This window comes from Desulfonatronovibrio magnus (assembly GCF_000934755.1).
GTDB classification, from domain to species: domain Bacteria; phylum Desulfobacterota; class Desulfovibrionia; order Desulfovibrionales; family Desulfonatronovibrionaceae; genus Desulfonatronovibrio; species Desulfonatronovibrio magnus.
Genome location: NZ_KN882182.1, coordinates 13,910 through 38,253, shown reverse-complemented (window position 1 = coordinate 38,253; position 24,344 = coordinate 13,910). Strand labels below are relative to the sequence as shown.

Below are 24,344 nucleotides of genomic sequence, written 5' to 3'. Positions count from 1 at the left end.
TAAAAGTTATTTAACATCCTGATTCTTAAACTTTCTGTTTGATTTTCATGAATGCGTAATGCATGAATTGATTCTATTTTAGCTGCTTTGAGCAGATTATTGTTATCCTCCAAAGGCTTTTTTTACCTTGATGGCCCTGTTTATCTTTTTCCTGATCATGCTTTTAAATGTCTGGGCAGCCGGACATGCTCTAATGTACAAACGAGACCCGAGAACTGCATGGGGTTGGATTGTAACCTGTCTGCTTATCCCCACATTAGGACCAATTCTCTATTATCTTCTGGGCATCAACCGCATTAAAACCAGAGCTAAAAAACTTAAGGCTGAACCTCTGGCTCTGACTCAACAGGGGAGGGGGGCTCCTCAAAGCACCCTGACTTCCAGAGTATTAGTGCAGGATGTTGATAAGTTTCACTCAAATTTAAGAGCTGGATTGACGGACAAACTGACCAACCGCCCTTTGCTGGGGGGTAATAAAGTACATGTTTTGTTTAATGGCAATCAGGCCTTTCCTGAAATGCTTGCGGCCATTAACAGCGCAAGGAAATATGTATATCTCCAGACGTTTATTTTTGAAAGTAACAATTGGGGGATGCGTTTTGTGGGGGCTTTATCCCAGGCATGTAAGCGTGGTCTGGATGTTAGGGTTTTGGTGGATGGAATTGGAGAGTTGTATTCATGGCCAAAGATAAGTCGCTACCTCAAAAGGGCAGGTGTTCCTTTTTCTCGTTTTCTCCCTCCAAAGCTTATTCCAGTGTCTCCTTTTCTCAACCTGCGCAATCATAGAAAAATGTTAATTATTGATGATATGATGGGATTTACAGGTGGTATGAATATAGGCGACAGACATGTTGTTGACTATGAAAAAAGCAAAGGAGCACAGGATATTCAATTTCAGTTCAAAGGCCCTGTAGTATCCCAGATGAAAGACGTATTCATGGAAGACTGGTCTTTCTGTAAAGGATTTCATTTGCCGACCAGGGATTCAGGCCATGATCTGCAGGTCTTTGGAGATGCTTTTTGCAGAACTATCACTGTTGGACCTAACCAGGATATAGATAAATTGAGAATGCTTTATACAGGGATGGTTTCTCAGGCGAAAAGTAAGATTATTATCATGACTCCATACTTTCTTCCATCTCAGGAACTCCTTGGTGCGCTCCAGGTAGCTTCCCTGAGAGGTGTAGAAGTTACTATTGTTCTGCCTGAAAAGAACAACCTTCCATTTGTTCACTGGGCTACCCGCAATATGCTTTGGGAAATCCTTCAATACAGGGTTAATGTATATTACCAGCCACCACCTTTTGATCATTCCAAGCTGTTTCTCGTGGATGATGAGTACTGTGTTATCGGGTCGGCAAATATGGATCCCCGCAGTCTGAGATTGAACTTTGAAATGGTGGTGGAGGTATATTCCAAAAGGCTGGCAGCTATTCTTTACTCTCACGTTGAGCAAAAGATAATGTCGTCCAGGAAGCTGACTCTGGAGGAAGTGGACTCACGTTCTATTCCTGCCAGACTCAGAGATTCCTTATGCTGGCTGTTCAGCCCATACCTATGAATATGTAAATGCATGAGACTCATTTCAATATAAACTTAAATGGTTGAGATGAGAATCTTCAGACGGGTAATATGGTCAGGCATATTTATACATGAGAGTTTGCATTGCCAGCCGGTGAGTTCTTCTTCCCATTAACTTTTTTCTAAGATACGGAGATTGTCGTGAATGAACAGCAGATAATTGACCTTTCAGCACAGGAGTTTAAAGATTTCACAGGTAAGCAAAAAGAGGATTCATTCAATCTTGTTGATGTAAGAACACCCCAGGAATACGCACATTTTCATATTCCCGGAGCCGTTCTTGTGCCTCTTTACGAGCTTGAGGGCAGGCTTGGTGAAATTGCAGCTGATAAAAACACAGTTTTTTATTGTCGCAGCGGCAAAAGATCCATGAGCGCTTCCATCCTGGCCAGGGATAGTGGGCTCTTGCATCAGGATATTTATAACCTGGCAGGCGGTATTCTCGCTTACCAGGGAAAAACATTGGCTAATTATCCCAAGATTAATCTTTTTTCCAGACTGACTAATCAAAAACTGGTATTGCAAAAAGCCATTGATTTAGAAAAAGGTGCTCAAAATTTTTACTCGATTCTGGCTGACAGTATACAAGACCAGGAGTTGCAAAATAAAATCAGCAAGCTGGCCAAGCTTGAAAAGGGGCACGCTAAAATGGTCTACAGTCTGAATGCTCAAGCCTTTGATGATGATTTTGAAATGGTTTTTGCCAAGGCTGGTGGCGATATCATGGAAGGCGGGTCAGAAATTTCTGCCTGGATTGATGAACTCAAAAATGTCGATGAACCAGGATTGCATTCATATCTGCTGGAAATGGCTCTTGAGGTGGAAACAATGGCGTATGACATGTACCGTAACTTAGCTCAGAAAAGTAACTCTCAAGAATTGTCAGAATGTTTTTTCAAACTTGCTGAACAGGAAAAAGCTCATATGCGTATTGTCTCTTCCATGTTTAAAGACTTGAATATCTAATGCGGGCTGTGCCCACATCCCAAAAATATTTTAACCGCCCGTTCGAAGATTTACCCATTTGAATAGGGCTTTGCCGTAGACCGAAGGTCTATTCAACAGGGCGAGCTCAAGGCGCCCAGTTAAACCCTGCTGCGCAGGAACGCTTTCAGCGTTGTTTAACCAGGCAGGCAAAGGGTGCAAAGGAAGAAAGAAGTTTTTTTATTTTCCGGGGAACCCAGTTAAACCCGTCTGCGACGGAGACTATGCCTGTTTAACAAGGCAGGCGGCAAATAAAATGGCAGCCTTTTTTATTGTCTTTAACTTTGAGTCCTTCGCTCCTTTGCGGTTCTAATTTTCCTGTTTTTTATGACAGGGTTTCAGGAGTAAGTTACTAATCTTCCAACAGTCTAACTTCGCGCAGAGCCTCGAAGACCTTATCCTTGGAGATGGGCTTAGATATGTAAGCGTCTGCCTGTCCTTGAAAAAATGCTTCAGTGACATTTTTGGTATCAGACAAAGCAGTAGTCATGACAGCTTTAACTTCATCTCCAATTGGTACATTCATCTTGGTTTCCGTTTCTCTGATGGCCTTGAGGGAACTTTGCCCATCCATTACGGGCATCATAATATCCATAAAAACCAGGGTGTAGGGATCATTATTCTGCAGGGCCTCGCGAAACATTTCCACAGCCTGCAGCCCATTTTCAGCAGTATCACATGTAAAATGCTGAGAAAGAATTTTGGCAAGTACCATTCTACTTGTCATATCGTCTTCTACAACCAGAGCTTTCATTATTTCCTCCGCTTTTTTTTAAAGTAACGCAATATTCCTAATAAAATAATATTCATGTCCTATTTTTATCGATATCTTATTAAGTTCAGTTGCAATAGTCAATAATTACTATTATTTTATCTTTTCCCGGGAACCAAAGTAATATTAATCTGTTATATATTTCCTCGCAGGGGTTGTCCCAGTTTCCAGAAAAAGGACTGTGCCTTAAAGTAATTCTCAGGTTTGATCCCGGGGCGCTCGGGTCAAACCCCTTTTTTACAAAAATACTGGTAATCATTTTAAAACTATGTATAATCAATATTTACGGGGAGTTGGAAGTTTAGCGACAGGGTAACTATTCACCTTGTTGCGAAATCAGCCAGCATCCTCATTTGTTTTCTGTTGCTGCAAACTCCCAGCATGAGCTCGTAAGTCAAAACCATTAATTGTTTCAAATTGCTTAGAGGTCTTCCCTGCCCATGTGTAAATCTGTTTCTTGTGCTATATTGCCCGAATCAGCAGGGTTGAGAACTTTTAGTTTTGAATCATGCACTTCTGCTCTGGATGAAATGTGGAGCTTAATTGAAGAAAACTCTGCTGCCCATGGTGACTCAGTGATTTGCCATGTGCAGACACGAGGACGCGGACAAATGGGCAGACAATGGTTTTCTCCCTCTGGCAACCTTTATGCTGCCTGGTATATTCCATCAGTTGAATCCATTTTGAAAAAAGAGCTTCTACCCCTTGTTATAGGTTTATCACTTAAACGAGCTCTTGCTGAATTTGGCTTTCAATTGTCAATTAAATGGCCTAACGACTTGATATATAATGAAACTAAAATCGGAGGTATTCTCATTGAAGACAAGCAGGGTGCTCAGGTTGCGGGTATAGGATTAAATTTATGCTCTTGTCCTAAGCCGGCACAAATGAGGGAATTCAGCATTGTTCCAGCTGGCAGTCTTGGGTTGGACAGGAACACAGTTGATGTTAATGTTTTCTGGTCTGAACTGGTTAAATATTTATATTCCAGCTATATTTATATATTGTGCAATTTTTCTTTAATTGACTTTATACGGGAAATTAACTTAAATATGTGGCTGATAGGTGAAAAAGTACGTGTTGATTCCAGCAATGGAGTCAATTATGGAGTTTTTTCAGGAATAGGACAATGTGGCGAGATACTGCTCATCAATGAGCATGGAGAGCAGGGAATCGAGCACAAGGTCAGTAGCGGCACTATTTCCCGTTTGATCCAGGATTAAAGAAATGCTCACTGAATGTGCCATTTAGACAGATAATTATCCATTTATGCATTGTTTGTGAATGGTTCAGACTGATCTTACATAGATAATCTTGCATGGATGATAATGGTTTAAGCTGTTTTTTATTGTGGTTGCGGGCACAGTTCGCATTTAAGTATTAAATTTTTAAAGGAGCTGATTTTTATGGGTATTAAATCTTTCGAAGAAGTTGTGTCTGAGCTTAAGGGCAAAAGGATACTGGTGGCCAACAGAGGAATTCCGGCCAGAAGGATTGTTCGTTCCATCAGGGAAGTTTTTCATGCTACACCGATGATGACTGCTACTGATGTTGATAAGACAGCTCCTTTTACTTCAGGTGCTCAAGAGTTGCTTTTACTTGGGAAAAATCCAAGAGCGTATCTAAACATTGACAGGATTATTTCCAGGGCCAAGGCTTTGAAAGTGAGAGCTATTCATCCGGGTTGGGGATTTTCTTCCGAGGACTTTTCCTTTCCTACAAAATGCAAAGAAGCAGGCATGGTTTTCATTGGACCGGATCCTGAAGCCATGGAAACTCTTGGCAACAAGGTGGCTGTGCGAAATCTGGCCAAGAAACTCGGAGTACCTGTTGTACCAGGTTCTGAAGGGGCGGTTACTGTAGAAGAAGCATTGGATCTGGCCTATGAAATAGGCTTTCCGGTCATGCTTAAGGCAGAGGGTGGCGGCGGAGGTCGCGGTATTTATGAAGTTTTTAAAGAGGAGCAGTTGGAAAGGGCTTATGTAAAGGCCTCTGCTCTTGCTCAGGCTTCTTTTGGCAATCCCAGACTTTATGTTGAAAAGCTTCTGACTTCTGTAAGACATATTGAAATCCAGGTGATTGCTGACAAGTATGGCAATGTGTTTGCCTTTGATGAAAGGGATTGCACGCTGCAGAGAAATCATCAGAAGCTGGTGGAGATAACCCCTTCTCCATGGCCTAAAATGACTGAAGAGTTGCGTGAGAATCTAAAAGAATATGCAAGAAAACTGATTAAGGCTGTTAACTATCATTCTCTGGCGACTGTTGAATTTCTGGTGGACAATGAAGGCAATCCCTATTTAATTGAAGTAAATACCAGGCTTCAGGTTGAGCATGGCATAACTGAATGCAGATATGGTGTTGATCTTGTTGAAGAACAGATTGCTGTTTCATTTGGTTCAAAGCTGCGTTCCAATGAATCCAATATGACAGCCACCAGCCATGCCATGCAGGTTCGGGTAAACTGTGAAGATCCCCAGAAAAACTTTTCCCCCAATGCAGGTCTGGTGACAAGGTACCAGTCTCCCGGTGGCCAGGGCGTAAGAGTGGATTCATGTATTACTGCAGGTTACACTTTTCCTTCCCAGTATGACTCAGCAGCATCCCTTCTTATTGTTTACGGCAAATCCTGGGACAAAATCCTGGGTACAATGGAAAGGGCCTTGCGAGAGTATATTATAGGGGGTGTCAAAACCACCATCCCCTTCCACCGCAAAATAATTACTCATCCACAATTCAGGGAAGGGCATTATGATACCAATTTTGTAGCCAATACTCCTGAATTGATGGTTTACCGTGATCAGGAGCCTGAGTCACTTCGTCTGTCCTGCCTTGTTGCTGAGATTTCCGCCAAGGGATATAATCCTTATGTTCAGCTTGGGGAATACAGAACAGTACACGATAAAAGGCTGGGCAGATTCAAACCTTCATATCCGGAATTTCATGATGATCATGACAGCCCTTACCCCAGAGGGGACAGGGATGCTATTCTTGATTATATTCGCGATTCAGATCATGTACACTTCTGTGATACAACGACCAGAGATATAACTCAGTCCAATAGCGGCAACAGGTTTCGTCTGGCTGAAGATCGACTGATTGGACCCTACCTTGATAATTGTGGCTTCTTCTCCCTTGAAAACGGTGGAGGTGCTCATTTTCATGTGGCTATGATGGCTAACATGACGTATCCGTTTACAGAAGCCAAAGAATGGAATCAATTTGCTCCCAAGTCTCTTAAGCAGATACTTATCCGTTCCACCAATGTTCTGGGCTATAAACCCCAACCCAGAAATATTATGCGTCTGACAGGTGAAATGATTTGCGAAGACTACGATGTTATCCGATGCTTTGATTTTTTAAATCATATTGACAACATGGTTCCTTTTGCTGAGGTGGCCATGAATTCCAGAAAAAATATCTTTGAACCAGCAATTTCCATGTCTTATGCGCGAGACTTTGATATAGAACACTATATGGGAGTTGTGGAAGAAATAATTGACATGATTAAGAAGGTTACCGGATTGTCCAGGTCTGCAGCTCAGAAAAAATTTATTCTGGGGCTTAAGGATATGGCTGGGGTCTGTCCGCCAGCCTTTATCCGTCAGTTGGTTACAGAAATTCGTGATGAATATCCGGAGCTTGTGGTTCACTATCATCGTCATTATACAGACGGTCTGTTTGTTCCTGCTGTTGCTGAGGCAGCAAGGGCAGGGGCGCACATTGTGGATACAGCCATTGGAGCTGCCGTAAGATGGTATGGTCAGGGAGAAGTTCTTTCCACTGCTGCCTACATTGAAGAGCTTGGCATGAAAACCAATCTGAATAAGGAAATGATTCGCAAGTGCGGCTTTCTTCTAAAACAGATTATGCCCTATTATGATCGTTATACAGCACCTTATTTTCAGGGTATTGATTATGATGTTGTAGAGCATGGCATGCCTGGTGGAGCAACTTCTTCTTCTCAGGAAGGTGCCATGAAACAGGGGTATATCCATTTGCTGCCCTACATGCTTAAGTTTCTCGCCGGTATTCGCAAAATCACCAGATACCATGATGTAACTCCTGGTTCTCAGATAACCTGGAACACATCCTTTTTGACAATTTCCAATGTTTATAAAGAAAAAGGTGATCATGGGGTTAGAAAGCTGCTGAGGGTTCTTGATAAAGTCAATTCTACACCTGAAGACCAGCTGGATGAAAAAACAAAGGAAGACAGGCTTGAAATATACAAGCACAGCAATGATGCATTCAGAAATCTCTTGATTGGCAAGTTCGGAAGGCTTCCTCTCGGCTTTCCTCCAGACTGGGTGTATGAAAGTGCTTTTGGTGAAAAATTTGAAGAGGCCTTGCGTACGAGAACAGAAGATTCTCCTCTTGCCAGTCTGGAAGATATTGATGTTGATAAGGAAAGAGAGAATCTTATCTCTCACATAGATAGAGAGCCTACAGATGAAGAACTTGTTATTTACCTGAACCATCCAGGGGATGCTTTGACAAATATTCAGTTTAAGTGTCAGTTTGGTGATCCCAACCAACTGCCCTTAGATGTCTGGTTTGAAGGTCTCCGCTCAGGCGAAGAGATGACCTTTGAGGACAGCAACGGCAAACCTCACAACCTGATGATTCTGGATATTTCCGCGCCTGATCATAATGGTATGAGTGTGGTTCGCTACTCTCTTGATTCTGAGTTTTTAACTTATCAGGTAAAAGTCAGTGAGGGATTCGGAGGTCCTAAAGATGCCTTAGAAATGGCAGATCCAAAGGATATCTATCAGATTGGCGCTCCCAACAATTGTGACTTATGGGTAATGCATGTCAAACCCGGTGATAAAGTCAAAAAAGGAGAAGAGCTTTTCAACATATCCATTATGAAGCAGGAAAAAGCAGTTACATCTCCTGTTGATGGCATAGTCAGACGAGTTCTCAAATTTGCTGATTATCAGGAAGACAAGATTATGGTTCCTGTTCAGGAAGGTGAACTCCTTATAGAGTTAGGTCCTGTTCCCAATACCTGCACCGGATGTGGTGGGCATATTGTTCTGGAAGAATGCAAATTCTGCCCGGAATGCGGAAACAGGGTTTAATAAGCTTTTTCTGCCCTTAGCGGTTGTAAAAGAATAAAAAAAAGTTCATTTCAATATTGACTATTCGTATTGCAAAAGGCTACTAAAATGACTTTATTTCAGTCATTAAAAATCGGAGCGTTTCTGTCCGAGTAACGTTTGGGAGCAATACTTCAGTAGCTTGCATTTTTTGTGCAGCAGGAATTATATTCTACAAGGAGAGCAGTGAATGGCAAAGTCCACCAAGCAGCAAGATGAAAAAAAGGCTTCAGCTCAAAAAGCAAAGCAAACAGGTAAACAGGATCAGGCAATTGAACAAATTAAAGCGCAGTTGGTTCTCAATGCCCGGGAAATAATGGATATCGGAGTTGAATCCGAGCTTCTTGTTGGCGGTAAAAATTACAACACCGCCATCATGAATACCATTGAAAATATCAGGGCGCCTCAATTTAGAGCAATTTCCGCAATTGCTTTTCATAAGCTTCTTGATGAGACCAAGGTTAACGCTGCCATGCTCAGGGGCGCTGTGGATAAGGAATACGACTCCATTGACTGGGGTGAAGCTTCCATTAACAGTGATCCGGAGTTTCTCAGGAAATTTGTGCGTAAACTGGCCATGAAGATCAAACGCAGTGTTAAGCCTGAAGGAACTTCAATCAAGCTGCGTACTTTTATCAACAATGTTGTGGAGGGCTTTGCTGTTTCCCCTGAGGGTATTGATCAACTCAGGAAGAGGTCAGTACTGGTTCAGGTTGCTATTTTGAGCGTTGATTTGCCTCAAGAAGTTGAAGATGCGGTCAGGCTTTCCTACCAATTTATTTGCAAAGAGGCGGGCCAGGAAAATGTGCCTGTTGCCGTTAGATCTTCGGCAGCAGGAGAAGACAGCCGCAAAAAGGCTTTTGCAGGACTGCAGGACACTTACCTGAATATAGTCGGGGAAAACAGTGTAGTAGAAGCTTATCACTGGGATTGTGCTTCCGCATATAATCTGCGCAGCATGACTTATCGCAGGGAGGCCATTCTGGATGCTGTGGCCAAAGCTGAACGTACTGGAGACGATGCAATAGCTGCCAAGGCTAAGGAAGAATGGTCCATTGAAAATACCTCGCTGTCAGTGTGTATTATGCGCATGATTAATCCTGTTATTTCCGGAACTGCTTTTAGTGCTGATACTTCTACTGGATGTCAGGGTACTGACCGAAAAGATCTTGTATCCATAGATGCCAGTTATGGGCTTGGAGAGGCTGTTGTAAGTGGCATGGTCACTCCGGACAAATTTTTTGTCTATCAACGCGATGATGGCGAAGAAATTGTTATACGAAATATGGGTTTTAAAGACTGCAAGATTATTTATGATGAAACCGGTGCTGGAACAAAGGAAGAAGAGGTTCCAGAAGATCAGATATATCGCTGGTCTCTTTCTCTGGCTCAGGCTGAAATGGTAGCCAAGGGTGTAAGGGCCATCAGCAAGGCCTATAATGGCATGATCATGGATACAGAGTTCTGCATTGATCAATGGGACAGACTCTGGTTTGTCCAGGCCAGGCCGGAAACAAGATGGAATGAAGAGTTTGAAAAGTTTCCCAGCACCATCTTCATGCGCAGAATGGAGGTGGATGAAACTGCTCTGCACAAAGCTGAAGTATTACTTGAAGGTAATGGAGCTTCCCGTGGAGCAGGTCAAGGTACCATAAAATTTCTCCGCTCTGCTCTGGAGCTTAACCGCATCAATAAGGGTGATGTTCTTGCTGCGGACAGGACCGATCCTGATATGGTTCCTGGAATGCGCATAGCTTCCGCCATTCTGGCTGATGCTGGTGGAGACACAAGTCATGCCGCCATTACTTCAAGAGAACTAGGCATTCCTGCTGTAATTGGAATAAAAAGGTTAGAGGCTTTAAGAGCCTTGGACGGTCAGGAAGTAACCGTAGATGGTTCGCGGGGCACTGTTTATCGTGGACTTATTCCTCTTGTGGAAGTCGGCGGTGAGATGGATGTCAGTAAGCTGCCTCCCACCAAAACCAAGGTTGGTCTTATACTTGCTGATGTCGGGCAGGCACTGTTCCTTTCCAGACTCAGACAGACATCTGATTTTGAGGTTGGCCTGCTCAGGGCGGAATTTATGCTGGGCAATATTGGTGTCCATCCTCAGGCCTTGGAGGCCTATGATAAAGGCTATCTGCAAAAGGTGGTGGACAAGAAAGAGCGTGAATTTGAAAATGATCTGACCAAGGTTGTCAGGGATCAGCTATCTGCTGGAGTGGTGTCTCTTGATTTTAACCTGAGAAAGTATGTTGGTACTATTTCCGGCCTTGAAAACAGGGTTAATGAACTTACGGAAAAAACAGGTGCAAAAGGCACAGATGAGGTTCTTGCCCTGCATCGTCAGTTGAGAGAACTGGACAATAAACTTGATGAACACATCGATCTGGCAACTAAAAGGTTGGATATTCTTAAAACCTCAGTAAATCTTCGAGAGCATATTGCTATTATAATGGGTTTTGCTGACGATCTTATGCTGCTGGTGGGCGATGACCCTGAAACTGTGCAATCGCGAAGGGAAATCGAAGACCGCATTGAGTCTATCTACAAGCGGGTGAAAGGTGATGAATATATTAACGAGGTTTTTGATAAAATTAAATATTTAAGAACTGATGTTGCACAGAAAGTAGGCCTTAAGCAGAAAATGGATGATGTACGCAACTTGCCGGATAATATCGCTAAAAGTATCCTGGCCAAAGGCTACCGAACAGGCAAGGAGTTATATGTCCAAACCCTTTCTCAGGGTCTGGCACTTTTTGCCATGGCATTTTATGGTCGTGAAATAATTTACAGAACTACTGACTATAAATCCAATGAGTACCGTAATCTACTGGGCGGGATGCTTTTCGAAGATTATGAAGATAACCCCATGCTTGGATATCGTGGTGTTTCCAGAGATATTCATGATTGGGAACTTGAAGCCTTTAAGCTGGCGAGAGGTGCTTTTGGCGGGAGCAACCTCCAGCTGATGCTGCCTTTTGTGCGTACCCTGGAGGAAGCCAGAAGCATGAAAAGATACCTGGCTAATGTCCATAAACTACGTTCAGGAGAAGATGGTCTGAAAATCATCCTGATGTCTGAGATTCCCAGCAATGCCATCATTGCCAAGGAATTTATCCGGGAATTTGATGGTTTTTCCATTGGTTCCAATGATATGACCCAGCTGGTGCTGGGAACGGATCGTGACAACTCAAGAATGCGCCATATCTATGATGAAGAAGATCCAGCTGTTGTCTGGGCTATACTGTGCACAATTTTTACTGGACAGAAGTTTGGTAAAAAGGTCGGATTTTGTGGCCAGGGAGTATCCAACAGCAAAATTATCAGAGGGCTGGTCTGCATTGCAGGCATTGTATCAGCTTCTGTTGTTCCAGATACCTATGCCCAGACCAAGTATGATTTTGCTGAGACCGAACAGGAAGACATAAGTATAGACAGACTTGGGGCATGGATTAAAAAGCAGCATTTCAACAACCTTCGTGAAATTCTAAAAGACCACAACTACGAACATATTCTTAAAAAATATTCATCTGAAAAAGATATCCTGGATTGGTATGAAGGTGAACTGGGCAGGCTGCACGATCAGCTGTATTCAAGTTTGGGTTCTTCCAAGGAAGATTTTTACAGACAAGAACTTAACCGTTTCCGTGCTGTCTTTCATAAACCCGTAATTTACTCAAACTGGGACTGGTCGACTACTGTGGAAGACGCGCTCCATCACGCAGGGTTTGCTACTTTTGAAGAACAACAGAAAGCATATGCAGTGCAGGCCAAAAAAACCTGGTAGCTGATTATATGCAGAGCGGCCGGATTCCGGCCGCTTTTTTTGGTTGATACGTATTGAGAGAATATTTTTGAAGCTGTTCAGTACACTTATGAGACATAGGCGTTAGTCCATAGCTTCGGCCGACTGGTTTGGTATGTTTCAGATCAGATCAGGTCTGTGAGTGCCTGTTCATTTTTTATCATAGAGTCTGGTTTTCTCAGGAATGACAGTTATGGTGATCATATTTTTTTGATTATCATTTTTGATGCCGGATCAGAATGGGACTGGCTTTGATTCTTGGGCTATCTTTTTTGGAGCTACTTGAAGAGCAATCTCGAACCAATAATATTAATAAAAATGTCTGATAAAGAACAAAAAATTCTTCCTGCCATAGATTCTCCCCAAAAGATTATGGAACTCAGCCCTGAAGAGCTGGAGCAGCTTGCAGCAGAGGTTCGTGGGTTAATTATCAGGGTTGTATCAAAAAATGGAGGTCATCTGGCACCTTCTCTTGGGGTGGTGGAGCTGACTCTGGCTTTGATGAATGTTTATGACTTCAATAAGGACAGAATAATCTGGGATGTCGGGCATCAAGCTTATGCCTACAAAATTCTTACCGGTAGAATGCAACAGTTTCACACCCTGAGAAAGCTTGACGGTATCAGCGGTTTTCCCAGAATAGAAGAAAGTGAATACGACCATTTTGGAGTAGGGCATTCCAGCACTTCAATTTCAGCTGCTCTTGGTATGGCGGTGGCCAGAGATATTCTTCAGGAGCAAGGCAAGGTCCTCGCTGTTATTGGTGATGGCTCCATGACTGCGGGTCTTGCTTATGAAGGCTTGAACCAGGCTGGTGATCTGGACCGTGACCTTGTTGTTATCCTGAATGACAATGAAATGTCCATTTCCAGAAATGTAGGGGCCCTGTCATCTTTTTTGAGCCGGAAGCTTTCTTCAAGATGGATTGTGCGCTTTAAAAAGGAAGTAGAGGGATGGATGCGCCAGATTCCCAAAATTGGCGATGATATCCTGAATTATGCCAGACGCAGTGAAGAATCTCTAAAAGGTTTTTTTACACCGGGCATTCTCTTTGAAGCTTTTAAGTTCAACTATATAGGACCTGTGGACGGGCACAATATCAAGTCTATGATACCAGTGTTTCGTCAGCTGAAAGATCTTGAAGGTCCTATCCTGGTCCATGTCCTGACCAAAAAGGGCAAAGGCTATAAACCTGCTGAGGATAATCCAACTTATTTTCATGGAGTAGGCTGCTTTGAGCCTGAAACTGGGCTGGCGAAGCAGGTATCGGGGAAATGTCTTCCAAGCTATACTGAAGTCTTTGGTAAAACCTTATGTTCCATTGCTGAAAAGAACCAGAAGGTTGTTGCCATTACAGCAGCCATGCCTGAAGGAACAGGACTCAGCCGGTTCGCAGAAAAATTTCCTGAACGTTTTTTTGATGTAGGTATTTGTGAACAGCACGCCGTTACTTTTGCAGCAGGACTTGCAGCTAAGGGATTTAAACCCGTGGTTGCGGTTTATTCTACGTTTCTTCAACGCTCTTACGATCAGGTTATTCATGATGTCTGCCTGCAAAATTTGCCTGTAACGCTTTGCCTTGACCGGGGAGGACTTGTAGGAGAAGACGGTGGCACTCACCACGGAGCGTTCGATTTTTCCTTTCTTCGACATATACCAAATTTAGTATGTATGGCACCCAAGGACGAGGCTGAAATGCAGATGATGCTTCTGACAGCCATAGAACATGATGGACCTGCCTCTTTAAGGTATCCACGAGGCGTTGGTGTTGGCTCATCCATATCACAAGCTGTGCAGCCCATTGATATGGGGCAGGGCGAACTGGTAAAAGAAGGGGATCATGGTTTGATCATGGCTGTTGGAAGCAGGCTTTACCCGGCCTTAGAAGCTGCACTGGAACTGGAAAGTGATGGTTTATCGTTGTCAGTCTTTAATCCTCGTTTTGTTAAACCCTTGCCAGCTGATATGATCCGGGAGTTATCAGGCAGGTTCAAAAAGATTCTGATTATTGAAGAAAATGTGCTTGCTGGTGGATTTTCTTCAGCTGTTCTGGAGTTTTTGTCTGATCACAATCTATTGTCTGGAGTTCAGATCAAGCGAATTGGTATCCCTGATATTTTTGTTGAGCATGGAGCCCAGAAAGAGCTCCGCCAGATGCTGGGCATGTGCAAAGGGGGCATCAAAAACACAAGCCTGAAATTCTTCAGGTAGCTTTGTCGCTGCTTATGTTATGATCTGATCATCGTACATGACATTCGGCACAGGTGAAAGGACCGGATCTCTCTTCTATATGACAGCTTTTGCACTGTACATGGTAGGCCTGACGTAAAGGCAGAATATTACCTTCACCTTCCAGGGTGTGACAGTCCGAACACCTTAGATCTATGGAAGCAACTCCTTCCAGCAACTTTCCATCCTCATCGTATTCATGATGGCATCTTTCGCAGTCGTAAAATAAAGAGTGTTCGTCATGATCAAATATTACCGGCCCCCTTTTGGGGTCAACAAAGGTATCATCTTTGAATAAGATCCTGTAATCGTCAGAAAGGATAAGACCCGGCAGGAGAAACAGGACGGCCATTAAAATACATAACGCCGGAAACAGTTTATTGAGCACTGCTTTTATCCATACATTCATAAATAATATCTCCAAGAAATTTAATTTTCATATCCACTTTATAGTAATGCAGAATATCTTCAAGTCCTCCATGACAATTATGGCAGGGGGCAATAATTATTCCAACTCCGGTACTCTTAAGTTGCTCAGCTTTGATTTTATTACCCAAAATTCTGGTTTTCTTATGAGGGGGTCCGCAATTAATGACTCCTCCACCAGCGCAGCAGCAATAATTATGTTCTCTGTTGGGACTCATTTCCACTACGTTCTCACAAAATGCGTTGACCACTTCTCTAGCTTTTTCATGCAGTCCCATGCCACGCACAATATTACAGGGGTCATGAAAGGTTACAGGCTCCTGAAATTTTTCCTTTACCCTGATTTTCCCATCGTTGAGTAGTTCCCAGTAAAATTGAACAGCATGTACTATGGGGATTGGAGGCTCTTTCCATCCCAGCCACCTTGAACCAGTATCATAAACAGACCTGAAGGCGTGTCCGCATTCTCCCATTACTATCTTTTTACATTTTAGTCGCAAAGCAGTTTCAAAGTGAACCTTTTTCAACCTGCCCATAAGTTCGTAGTCGCCTACATACATGGCCATATCACTGTTGTCCCATCCCGGTGTGGCAGGCATGGTCCAGTCTACCTGGGCCACATTCATAATGACTGCAGCCTGATATATGAGCTGGGAGCGAAATTTCGGCTCAGGGCCGATGACAGAATAAAATACATCAGCTCCATTTTTTTCCAGAGGGATGCGCAGCATGGGCAGTTCATCGCGCGCTTCTTCTTCCTGCCATTGCAGGCTGTCAATCCACTCGTCTTCCTTTACCCACATCTGATTCATAGTTGCCGCATGGCTGTGAGCAGTATCCTGGATGTATTGAGGAGTTACACCAAGCAGGTGACACAACCGACGCACCAGGGTTATCTGGTAGGCAGTGTCAATACCCATGGGGCAGTACATAGAGCAGCGTCTGCACAGATTGCACTCAGTAAAAGCTATTTGGGCTGCATTGACAATGAACTCCGGTGTAATCTCGCGTCTGGGTTTTAATAACTCCCACACAGTCTGCTTGATTTTACCAACAGGACTGTAGGCAGGATCGTTATCCATGGACAGAAAGTAATGACAGGCCGGAGAACATAGACCGCAGCGCACGCAGGAGTGTTGATAGGCTCTCAGTCTTGGCCCTGCTTCTTTATAGAAAACCTGGTTTATAGCTTTACGGATTCTGTCACGGTCGAGCTTTTTGGCTCCCTGCACCAGTCCGGGGTCTTTAGTTTGTCTGGTATTCATAAAATATCTTGAAAGTTAAAAGTTAAGTAACTGTTTAGCCCTGTTTAAGCGTCTCGCCAGTGGGACCGGGACCGAAAGAGCGCTCATAGAATTGTTACCAGTCCTTGACGTGACGAACACCACCAAATTCTGATGCAGTATAAGATCGTGTAAAAGGGGCAAAGATCATATGTACCAGCCTGGTAAAAGGGATACAAATCAAAAGGATCTCGGCGCTCAAGATATGCAGGATCATGATAAGCTGTGGATCAAACCAGCCGTGAAATGCAGCGTATCCAGTCATGAAAGGCATAAAAACGAGTAGTAATATGAGATAATCCTGAAATTGGGAAACATATTTGACTTCTTTTACAGTCAGCCGGCGAATAAGGAAAAAGGCCAGTGAAAACAGAACAATAAGAGTCATTATATCAGCAGCTCTATCTGGCAGAGCCCATAAACTGATACCAAAATACTCTTCCCACAAAATAATGTGCCCTAAGGCGAATAGGGGAACTGCTACTACACAGATATGAAACGCAAAAGACACAATGGTCATTACTGGGTGCAGACGTGAATTTTTCGGTAAAAAGGGTATACTCCAGGCAGCCATGGAGCGCAGGGAGTATTTTAACCTGAAGTAGTTAACAACTACTGGATCCTTGTTGATGCTGGTGGCTACCAGATGAATAATTCTTCCCACAGAGCCAAAGATAAATACAGCCCATGCAAACCAGGCCAGCGGGCCGGATACAAATTCATATAATTGATGCATAATTATTCCTGACTTAAAGTTCAAGGTATGAAGTTGGCTGTTTTTTTACACGGCAAAAGTGCCAGTAGCCGTGTCATATACAGACAGCCAAATTTTCCAGGCTTTGCTGCAGAATTATTTGACCTTGTCAATAATCCTTACATACTGGTGCCCTACAATGCCTCTGATCATTATTCTGGAGCTGTCAGGGTTGAATACCGGGTCCCAGACAAAGCTGAAATCACGGGGATATACTTTACCATTAATTATGATGGAATACTTCCCCCTTTTCTCAACCTTAGCGGCAGCATGTTTCTCATTAGGGCTGAAAACTGGTTTCCAGGCCATATCAAAAGATCCGGCCCATACTTGGCCATCCACAACGATATGCCAGTTATTCCTTGTTTTACCCACAGCAGCGACCCGATCTCCAAGAGGACCATAGGTCAGCTCATGAACAAGATTGTCAAACCTGGTCTTCCAGGGAATGCCTCCTACTGCTACTGTCCACTTGCCGAATTCAGGAGCAGCTACAACTGCCCAATTATGTCCTGTGGGAGAAAAACAGAGGTGCCACATCTGAACAAACCCAGGCTTCATGACTATTTCACCATCTTGGGCCAGGGCCCAGTGCTTGCCATCACGCACAGGAGCAGCAACGGATGATGTGGCAGGATTAAAAGCAGGTCGCCAGACACTGGAGAAAGATTTATTCCATGTACGATCATTTTCAACTATGGTATAGTCATAAAGAGAGGTTCTGCACTGAGCGGCCACACTGTTTTGAGCTGGATGAAATACCGGAGTCCAGACATTGACAAACTCTGAGTCCCATGGCTTTCCATCTACAGCAATGGAATAACAGCCCTGTTGAAAGCCGAATATATCAGCCTGCTCCATGGCCCTTGTCTGAATTACCGCACAGGAATGGTTGCCATCAGGACTTAAGGTGAAATTGTTGGCATTGATATATAATTCTGGCCATTGTTGATCATTAACACACATCCCATAACGCAATTCTTTTTGAATTGCAGCTGAGATACTCTTCCCCTTACTGCTGAACTGAATGTCCCATACATAGTCAAACTTTTCCTTCCAGCTCTGACCATCTACGCAAATTGTCCATTCATCATCCTGCATGACAATGGCGGTCAGCCTGCCATCAGGACTGTAGTGCAGCCCCCAGACTTTTTCAAATGAAACATCCCAGTTACGAAGATTTTCGCAGACGCTGAACTGATAGTCTCCGGTATTGATTACCGATGCAATTTTTTGACCGTCAGGACTGACCTGGGGTTCTTCACGCCAGACGTAAAGAAGAGGGCAGTTAAGGGAGTCAACAACTATTTTGGTTCCTGGATTCCAATCCCAGTCTGATTTATTTATCATATTGTATTCTATGCCTGGTGATATTTTGAAAGCAGCGGTAAAAAGCTGCTGTTAGTGTTAGATAATTTGAAGTTACTCGAAGATACGAACTCTTGACCGCCCAGACGAGACGTTAATAAAATGAAAATTTAAAATCAATGCTCAATATTCACTATTTATCAGGAAAAATCAAGAAAAAAAGGCCCGGACTTACGTCCAGGCCTTAGTTACAAAACATTAAGCTCAATAAAAAAATTTTTTATTTTGGGTCAAGACCCAGGCCTTTATAAAGAGTGGCGTAGTCAAGATTTTCGTTAACAAGCTGACATCCTTGATTGATTTTGACTTCTTCTCTGAGTTTGGTCCGGTTAAGGATGTTTTCCATTTTTTGTGCTACTGTGAAAGTATCTTCACGGGCCACAATGATGGGAACTCCAAGAACTTCAGACCTGGTCAATATAATATCATTGGGGTATATATTGCCTGTAAGTATAAGGCAAGGACAATTACCTTCCAGAGCAACAAGCTGCAGGTCAGAACGGTCACCGCCCACAATGACGGCAACATTTTTATTGCGATGGAAGTGGGTCATAAAGTTTTCAATCTGCATGGTACCAATTAGAAAGCTTTGAATGATCTGATCAGACTTGGTATGCATGGAGATTATTTTTCCTCCGAGCTGGGTGGCCAGGTCTCCAATGGTAATGGCCTTGAGGACGTCATCGTGAGGAATAACTCCCAGCACATCAACCTGTCTGTTTTGAAGCATTGGCACTATAAAATCTTTGGTTTCCTGCATGAAATACTCAGGCACATCATTGAGAATAACGCCAATGAGATCGTCTCCAAGGACTTCCTTGGCAGCAATAAGGTAATCATAATTAAGCTCCCGCATATATCTGTCTATGATAATAACCTTAGAACCAAGAAGGCGTGAAATATTGTAGCCATCAAGCTGGCAGTATTTACCAGAATAAAGAAAACTGCCTGAGCCTCCAATCATCATCAGTTCCTTGTTCTGACTCAACTCTTCATATGCTTTTTTGATATCGTCCTTGTAAAGCAGGCACTCTCCGGTGTAGGCTTTCATTTTAAAGTCCTGGGAGACCAGAACAGGTGTCAATTTTTCTGGATCAGACTGGATTTGCAGATACTGAGTGGTTTTGTAAGCGTCTTCATCAACCATTTTTCCGTCAATTTCTTTTGGAATAGCGCCTACAGGTTTCATAAAGCCAATATTGAGGCCATCGTCCTGGAATTTTTTGCCAAGAGCCAAGGTTATCAGGTTTTTACCTGAAAAACCAAATGTAGATCCAATATAAAGTCCGACCATGTCAATATCCTCCTCCTGTTGTTTGTTCAGTTCCGAAAACAGTTATATTTATGTTTGATAGCTCTAAAGAGTAAATTAATTCAAAGTTGCCTTTTCTTTCAGTTTTTCAGTTTCTAAATAGTTATAGATTCGGTTATTGAAATATTACCCATTATAGGATAATTAAATGAAAAACAAGAATGTGATTAAAATCATTAGCTCAGAAACTGGTTAATTGTGCAATGAAAATGTTCTGCTTATTGAGTCATAGCATGAAAATCAACCCAGTGTCATTCTGACATCAGCAACGATTGCCTGTTCAGAGTTTACCAGGATTGGATTGAATTCAGCTTCGTAAATTTCTGGAAAATCCATGGACATTTGCGACATTGTTAAAATGATGTCTTCAACAGCGTTAAAATCAATAGGCAAATCCCCTCTGAAGCCCTTTAGAAGCATGTAAGACTTGATTTCCCTGATCATTTTCTGGGCGTCATCCTTGGTCACCGGGGCCAGGCGAAATGAAATATCTTTTAGCACTTCCACATATATTCCTCCTAAGCCGAACATGATAAGGGGGCCGAACTGCTCATCTCTTTTAAAGCCTACAATAACCTCTTTGCAATTTTTTGGGGCCATTTCCTGTACCAGACAACCAGCAATATGAGCATCAGGCCTCAGCCTGGCAGAACGTCCTGTTATTTCCAGAAATACTTTTCTTACTTCTTCAGATGTCTGCAGACCGATTTTAACACCATCAACATCAGTTTTATGAGAAATGTTCGGTGATGCAATTTTTAAAACCACTGGGTATCCAAATTTTTCAGCAAGCTCTACTGCTTCATGACTGGAACGGGCTAAAGCTGTTTTGGGAACTGGAAGATTGTAGGCCTGTAATATTTCCTGGGCCTGAAATTCCACAATATCACTTTGTCCGCTTTTTTTGACCCGATCCATTATAAGTGCAGCTCGTCCCTTGTCACGTTCAACACGAGAGGGCAAAGGGCATGGGTTGTTTTTCCACTGATAATGCTTGTACATCTGCTCCATGCATCTTATGGCAGGCTCAGGGAAAGAATAGCAGGGTACATTCCCATCCATGAGAATCTTTTCCCCGATGGAAATGATTTTTTTGCCCATAAAACATGCAAATACCGGCTTGGATGTATTTTGACAAAGCTTGACAATACCATGACAGATTTCATCGATTTCATCAGCTGCAGAAGAAGTTGGGGTTAAGAGTACAAGCAGGGCGTTGACATTATTGTCCTGGATTACAGTTTCCATGGTTTGGATGTATCTCTGAGCCCCGGCATCTCCTATGATGTCAATAGGGTTATAAAGTGATGCATAAGAGGGCAGAAACTCCTTCATCTTGTCAATGCTGGCAGCAGAAATTCTGGCCATGCTAAGGGAAGACTTTTCACAGGCATCAGCAGCCATTATGCCTGGTCCACCTGAATTGGTAACTATTGCCAGGCTGGGTCCTGTGGGCAGTGGCTGCGTAGAAAAGGCCCGGGCAAGATTAAACAGGGTTTCTACATCATGAGCTCTGATAATACCAGCCTTTTGAAAGGCTGAAGTGTATGCCTGATCTGAACCTGCAATGGCTCCTGTATGAGAAGACGCAGCCTTGGCACCGGCTGATGTCGTTCCGGACTTGATAATAATAATGGGCTTTTCATTACTGTGCTGGACTGCTTCCTGGACAAACCTTTGGCCATTGCTGACATTTTCTATATATCCCAGAATGACGTCGGTCTGGGAATCTTTTCCGAGGTAGGCAATCATGTCAGCTTCGTCCAGAACTGCTTTATTTCCAAGGCTTACAAATTTGGAAAAACCAATATTCTCTCCGAGAGCCCAGTCCAGGATAGCCACACACAGGGCTCCAGACTGAGAAAAAAAAGCAATATTGCCCTGTTCTGGCTTGCCTGCGGCAAAAGAGGCGTTAACCATGCCATGGGTATTAATCATCCCCAGGCAGTTAGGCCCAAGCACTGCCATTTCATATTTTTGGGCGACTTCTATAAGTTCCTGCTCAAGATAATAGCCTTTGCCTCCAATTTCCTTGAAACCTGCGGTTATAACAATTGCAGATTTTGTATTCTTGGAGCCGAGTTTTTCAATGGAAGGAATGACAAGTTTGCGGGGGATGGTAATTACAGCAAGATCTATTTCATCGGGCAGGTCTTCAATATCATTTACTGCCTCTAAGTTCAGAATAGTTGTGGCCTTGGGGTTAACCGGGTAGATTTTTCCCTTAAATCCTGCTCCCAGCATATTTTTGAGTATGCTGTGTCCAATCTTTCCAGGCTTTGCTGATGCTCCGATTACAGCCACGCTTTCCGGGTTGAACATGGCGTGGAGTTGGTTATCGGTCATTAAAGACTCCTTGTTGTGTATGGATGTCGGGGTGTCAGACTCAAAGAGTTATCCATATTAAATTAGTACCCGGATTGACAAGGGAAAAATAAAGGGGTGTGAAATTCACACCCCTTGGGTTGTCAACTGACTTTGCTGGTCAATCAGCTTTCCTGGGTATCACCTTCGAGGTAAAGCAGCTTGGAGTACTGCTCATCAACACCTTCCTGAATAAGCTTAATATCATCTTCTTTAAGATGAGCAAATCTGCGCTGAGTTTTGAGGTAGTCAACAACTGGCTTGGGCTTGTTGATTTTCTTCGTAATAGTCAGTTTGCCGTTAATAATCTCATATAGCGGGAACACTTTGGTTTGCACTGCCAGCTTTGATACTTCTATACCTTTTTCAGGCTTACTCCTCCATCCAGTCGGGCAGGCAGAGTAAATATGCAAATATGCTGGTCCATTTATGGTCAATGCCTTTTTTACTTTGTTCATCAGGTCTAAGTGAAAACCTGGATTGGCAGTGGCCACATATGGAATATTATGAGCAGCTGCTATGGCAGGCATATCCTTTTTCCAGGTTGTCTGACCAATACTATGCGAGCCAAACGGTGAAGTTGTGGTAGATGCTCCGTAGGGTGTGGAACTCGATCTCTGGATACCGGTGTTCATATAGGCTTCGTTATCAAGGCATACATAAAGAAAGTTATGCCCTCTTTCAAGGGCACCGGACAGGGCCTGGATCCCAATATCAGCAGTGGCACCGTCACCGCCCACAGCAATAATATTGGGCAACTCCTTGGAATACCTTCCTTTTCTGCTCATGGCCTTAATTCCGGCCTCTATGCCTGAAGCAACTGCTGAGGTGTTTTCAAACGCAACATGAATCCAGGGAATTTTCCAGGCAGTTTGCGGGAAGGGTGAGGTTACAATTTCCATGCATCCTGTGGCATTGGCTACAATAGTATTAGGGCCAGCAACCTTCATCACCATGCCAAGGGCAAGGATTTCAGCGCATCCCTGGCAGGCACGATGCCCGGGTGAAATATAGTTTTCAGTTGGAATATTCTTGGCAGTTATTTTTTCAAAATTTTCTAATTCAGGTAAATTAAGCATCTGAGCGTACCCCCCATATAAGATAGTTTGGTCCCAGTTCATCGGCTTTGGCCATGGCGTACATTTTCTGGAAATCCTTGACAGTCACGTCACGGCCGCCAAGACCTGCAATTACATTATGAACTTTAGGTCTTTTAGATTCATTAAAAAGAAGTGCCTTGATTTCCTGGGCCACAGGACCATTGTGTGCTCCGGGGCTCAGCGCACGGTCTATGACAATTAGTTCATCAGCGTCGGCAATGGCTTCTAAGAATTCTTCTCTCGGAAAGGGTCTCCACAGTCTGATTCTGACTTGACCTGCAGACTCCCCGGACTCTTCCAGTTCTTTTACTGCAGTCATTGTAGTTTCGCCTAATGAACCCATGGTTATAAACAAGATTTTGGCCTTGTCATTACCATTTTTTTCTACCAGCTTGTATTTTCCTCCACAAGATTTGCCCCAGTCTTCCAGAACCTGTTGAACCACAGCTTTGGAATTAAGAAGAGCCTGTTCACACTGTTTGCGAGATTCAATGTAAACTTCTGGAACTCCAACAGGACCAAAGGTTGCGGGTTTGTCAGGGTCTAAGGTCAGGGCCGGGCTGTAAGGGGGCAGAAAGTCATCAATCTTTTTCTGATCTATAAAAGTCACCGGTTCTATCATATGGGTAAGTATAAAACCATCCACATTGACGCAAATAGGTAAAAGCACCTTGCGATCTTCAGCAATTTTAAATGCAGCTATGGTCAGCTCATAAGCTTCCTGACCATTTTCAGCAAATATTTGAATCCAGCCGATATCTCTTTCAGCCATGATATCGCCATGGTCATTCCAGATGGAAATGGGGGCAGACATGGCTCGGTTGGCGACAGTCATTACCACGGGCAGTCTCAATCCTGAAGTAATGAACAAAATTTCATGCATAAAAGCCAACCCCTGTGCAGCCGTAGCAGTATAGGTTCTTGCTCCGGCTGCACTGGAACCAACAGCCGCACTCAGTGCAGAATGCTCTGACTCTACCGGAATATATTCTGCATCTAACTCACCATTAGCCACATATACAGATAATTCTTCAACTATATGCGTCTGGGGAGTAATAGGGTAGGCTGCCACTACATCTACGTTGGCCTGTTTCACCGCTTCGGCAATGGCCAGCGAAACTTCCAACCCAATAGCCTTGGTCATATTCATTCCTCCATTATTTTCATTATATCCGACCCGGGACTTTAAGGTCGATCAATTACAGGACCTTCAATCAGGCAGCGAAAAATTTGCTTAAGCCATGATTTAAATCTGGTC

At 43.3% G+C, this 24,344-nt stretch carries 15 protein-coding genes; 6 read left to right on the top strand and 9 right to left on the bottom strand.

Annotated elements, in window-relative coordinates; translation table 11 throughout:
• The first annotated feature begins 130 nt into the window (after window positions 1-130).
• Complete coding sequence (gene cls / locus LZ23_RS19375; protein WP_045216913.1) at window positions 131-1,561, top strand: cardiolipin synthase; 1,431 nt, start codon at window positions 131-133, stop codon at window positions 1,559-1,561.
• Window positions 1,562-1,722: 161 nt separating this feature from the next.
• Window positions 1,723-2,547, top strand: a complete 825-nt coding sequence (locus tag LZ23_RS19370) for a rhodanese-like domain-containing protein (protein WP_045216912.1) — start codon at window positions 1,723-1,725, stop codon at window positions 2,545-2,547.
• A 370-nt stretch (window positions 2,548-2,917) separates the two neighbouring features.
• Here the strand turns inward: LZ23_RS19370 and LZ23_RS19360 are convergent, their stop codons facing one another.
• On the bottom strand, window positions 2,918-3,319 hold the full coding sequence (locus tag LZ23_RS19360; RefSeq protein WP_045216909.1) for a response regulator: 402 nt from the start codon (window positions 3,317-3,319) through the stop codon (window positions 2,918-2,920).
• A 458-nt stretch (window positions 3,320-3,777) separates the two neighbouring features.
• On the opposite strand from LZ23_RS19360, the gene LZ23_RS22970 reads away from it, so the two are divergent.
• The 4 genes from LZ23_RS22970 to dxs all read left to right on the top strand — a co-directional run bounded on the left by LZ23_RS22970 (window position 3,778) and on the right by dxs (window position 14,461).
• The gene (locus LZ23_RS22970) at window positions 3,778-4,560 is read left to right on the top strand and encodes a biotin--[acetyl-CoA-carboxylase] ligase (protein WP_084591148.1); all 783 of its coding nucleotides are present in this window, start codon (window positions 3,778-3,780) and stop codon (window positions 4,558-4,560) included.
• A 183-nt stretch (window positions 4,561-4,743) separates the two neighbouring features.
• Window positions 4,744-8,424 carry a pyruvate carboxylase gene (locus tag LZ23_RS19350; RefSeq protein ID WP_045216907.1) on the top strand — a complete coding sequence of 1,227 codons (3,681 nt, stop codon included), beginning with the start codon at window positions 4,744-4,746 and terminating at the stop codon, window positions 8,422-8,424.
• Window positions 8,425-8,632: 208 nt separating this feature from the next.
• Complete coding sequence (locus LZ23_RS19345; protein ID WP_045216905.1) at window positions 8,633-12,232, top strand: PEP/pyruvate-binding domain-containing protein; 3,600 nt, start codon at window positions 8,633-8,635, stop codon at window positions 12,230-12,232.
• A 336-nt stretch (window positions 12,233-12,568) separates the two neighbouring features.
• A complete protein-coding gene (dxs, locus tag LZ23_RS19340; protein ID WP_045216903.1) occupies window positions 12,569-14,461 on the top strand; it encodes a 1-deoxy-D-xylulose-5-phosphate synthase in 1,893 nt (630 codons plus the stop codon).
• 28 nt (window positions 14,462-14,489) lie between these two features.
• Here dxs and tmcA read toward each other — a convergent pair whose 3' ends face one another.
• The 8 genes from tmcA to porA all read right to left on the bottom strand — a co-directional run bounded on the left by tmcA (window position 14,490) and on the right by porA (window position 24,230).
• Window positions 14,490-14,888, bottom strand: coding sequence for an acidic tetraheme cytochrome c3 TmcA (gene tmcA, locus LZ23_RS19335; protein ID WP_052507535.1), 399 nt, complete (start codon window positions 14,886-14,888; stop codon window positions 14,490-14,492).
• Window positions 14,857-16,170 (bottom strand): electron transfer complex ferredoxin TmcB, encoded by a 1,314-nt coding sequence (gene tmcB, locus LZ23_RS19330; RefSeq protein WP_045216901.1) that lies wholly within the window; start codon window positions 16,168-16,170, stop codon window positions 14,857-14,859. Before tmcB ends, tmcA begins: the two co-directional genes overlap by 32 nt.
• Before the next feature lie 94 nt (window positions 16,171-16,264).
• On the bottom strand, window positions 16,265-16,924 hold the full coding sequence (gene tmcC, locus LZ23_RS19325; protein WP_045216900.1) for a TmcC family electron transfer complex membrane anchor subunit: 660 nt from the start codon (window positions 16,922-16,924) through the stop codon (window positions 16,265-16,267).
• Between the two features lie 114 nt (window positions 16,925-17,038).
• On the bottom strand, window positions 17,039-18,292 hold the full coding sequence (gene tmcD, locus LZ23_RS19320; RefSeq protein WP_045216898.1) for an electron transfer complex subunit TmcD: 1,254 nt from the start codon (window positions 18,290-18,292) through the stop codon (window positions 17,039-17,041).
• A gap of 238 nt (window positions 18,293-18,530) precedes the next feature.
• The gene (locus LZ23_RS19315) at window positions 18,531-19,604 is read right to left on the bottom strand and encodes a phosphotransacetylase family protein (protein ID WP_045216896.1); all 1,074 of its coding nucleotides are present in this window, start codon (window positions 19,602-19,604) and stop codon (window positions 18,531-18,533) included.
• A 258-nt stretch (window positions 19,605-19,862) separates the two neighbouring features.
• Window positions 19,863-21,968 (bottom strand): acetate--CoA ligase alpha subunit, encoded by a 2,106-nt coding sequence (gene acs / locus LZ23_RS19310; RefSeq protein ID WP_045216895.1) that lies wholly within the window; start codon window positions 21,966-21,968, stop codon window positions 19,863-19,865.
• A 143-nt stretch (window positions 21,969-22,111) separates the two neighbouring features.
• Window positions 22,112-23,065, bottom strand: a complete 954-nt coding sequence (porB, locus tag LZ23_RS19305) for a pyruvate synthase subunit PorB (protein ID WP_084591147.1) — start codon at window positions 23,063-23,065, stop codon at window positions 22,112-22,114.
• Window positions 23,058-24,230: a pyruvate ferredoxin oxidoreductase gene (gene porA, locus LZ23_RS19300; RefSeq protein WP_045216893.1), complete on the bottom strand. Its 1,173-nt coding sequence runs from the start codon at window positions 24,228-24,230 to the stop codon at window positions 23,058-23,060. The genes porB and porA overlap by 8 nt, the downstream gene beginning before the upstream one ends.
• Between the last annotated feature and the right edge of the window lie 114 nt (window positions 24,231-24,344).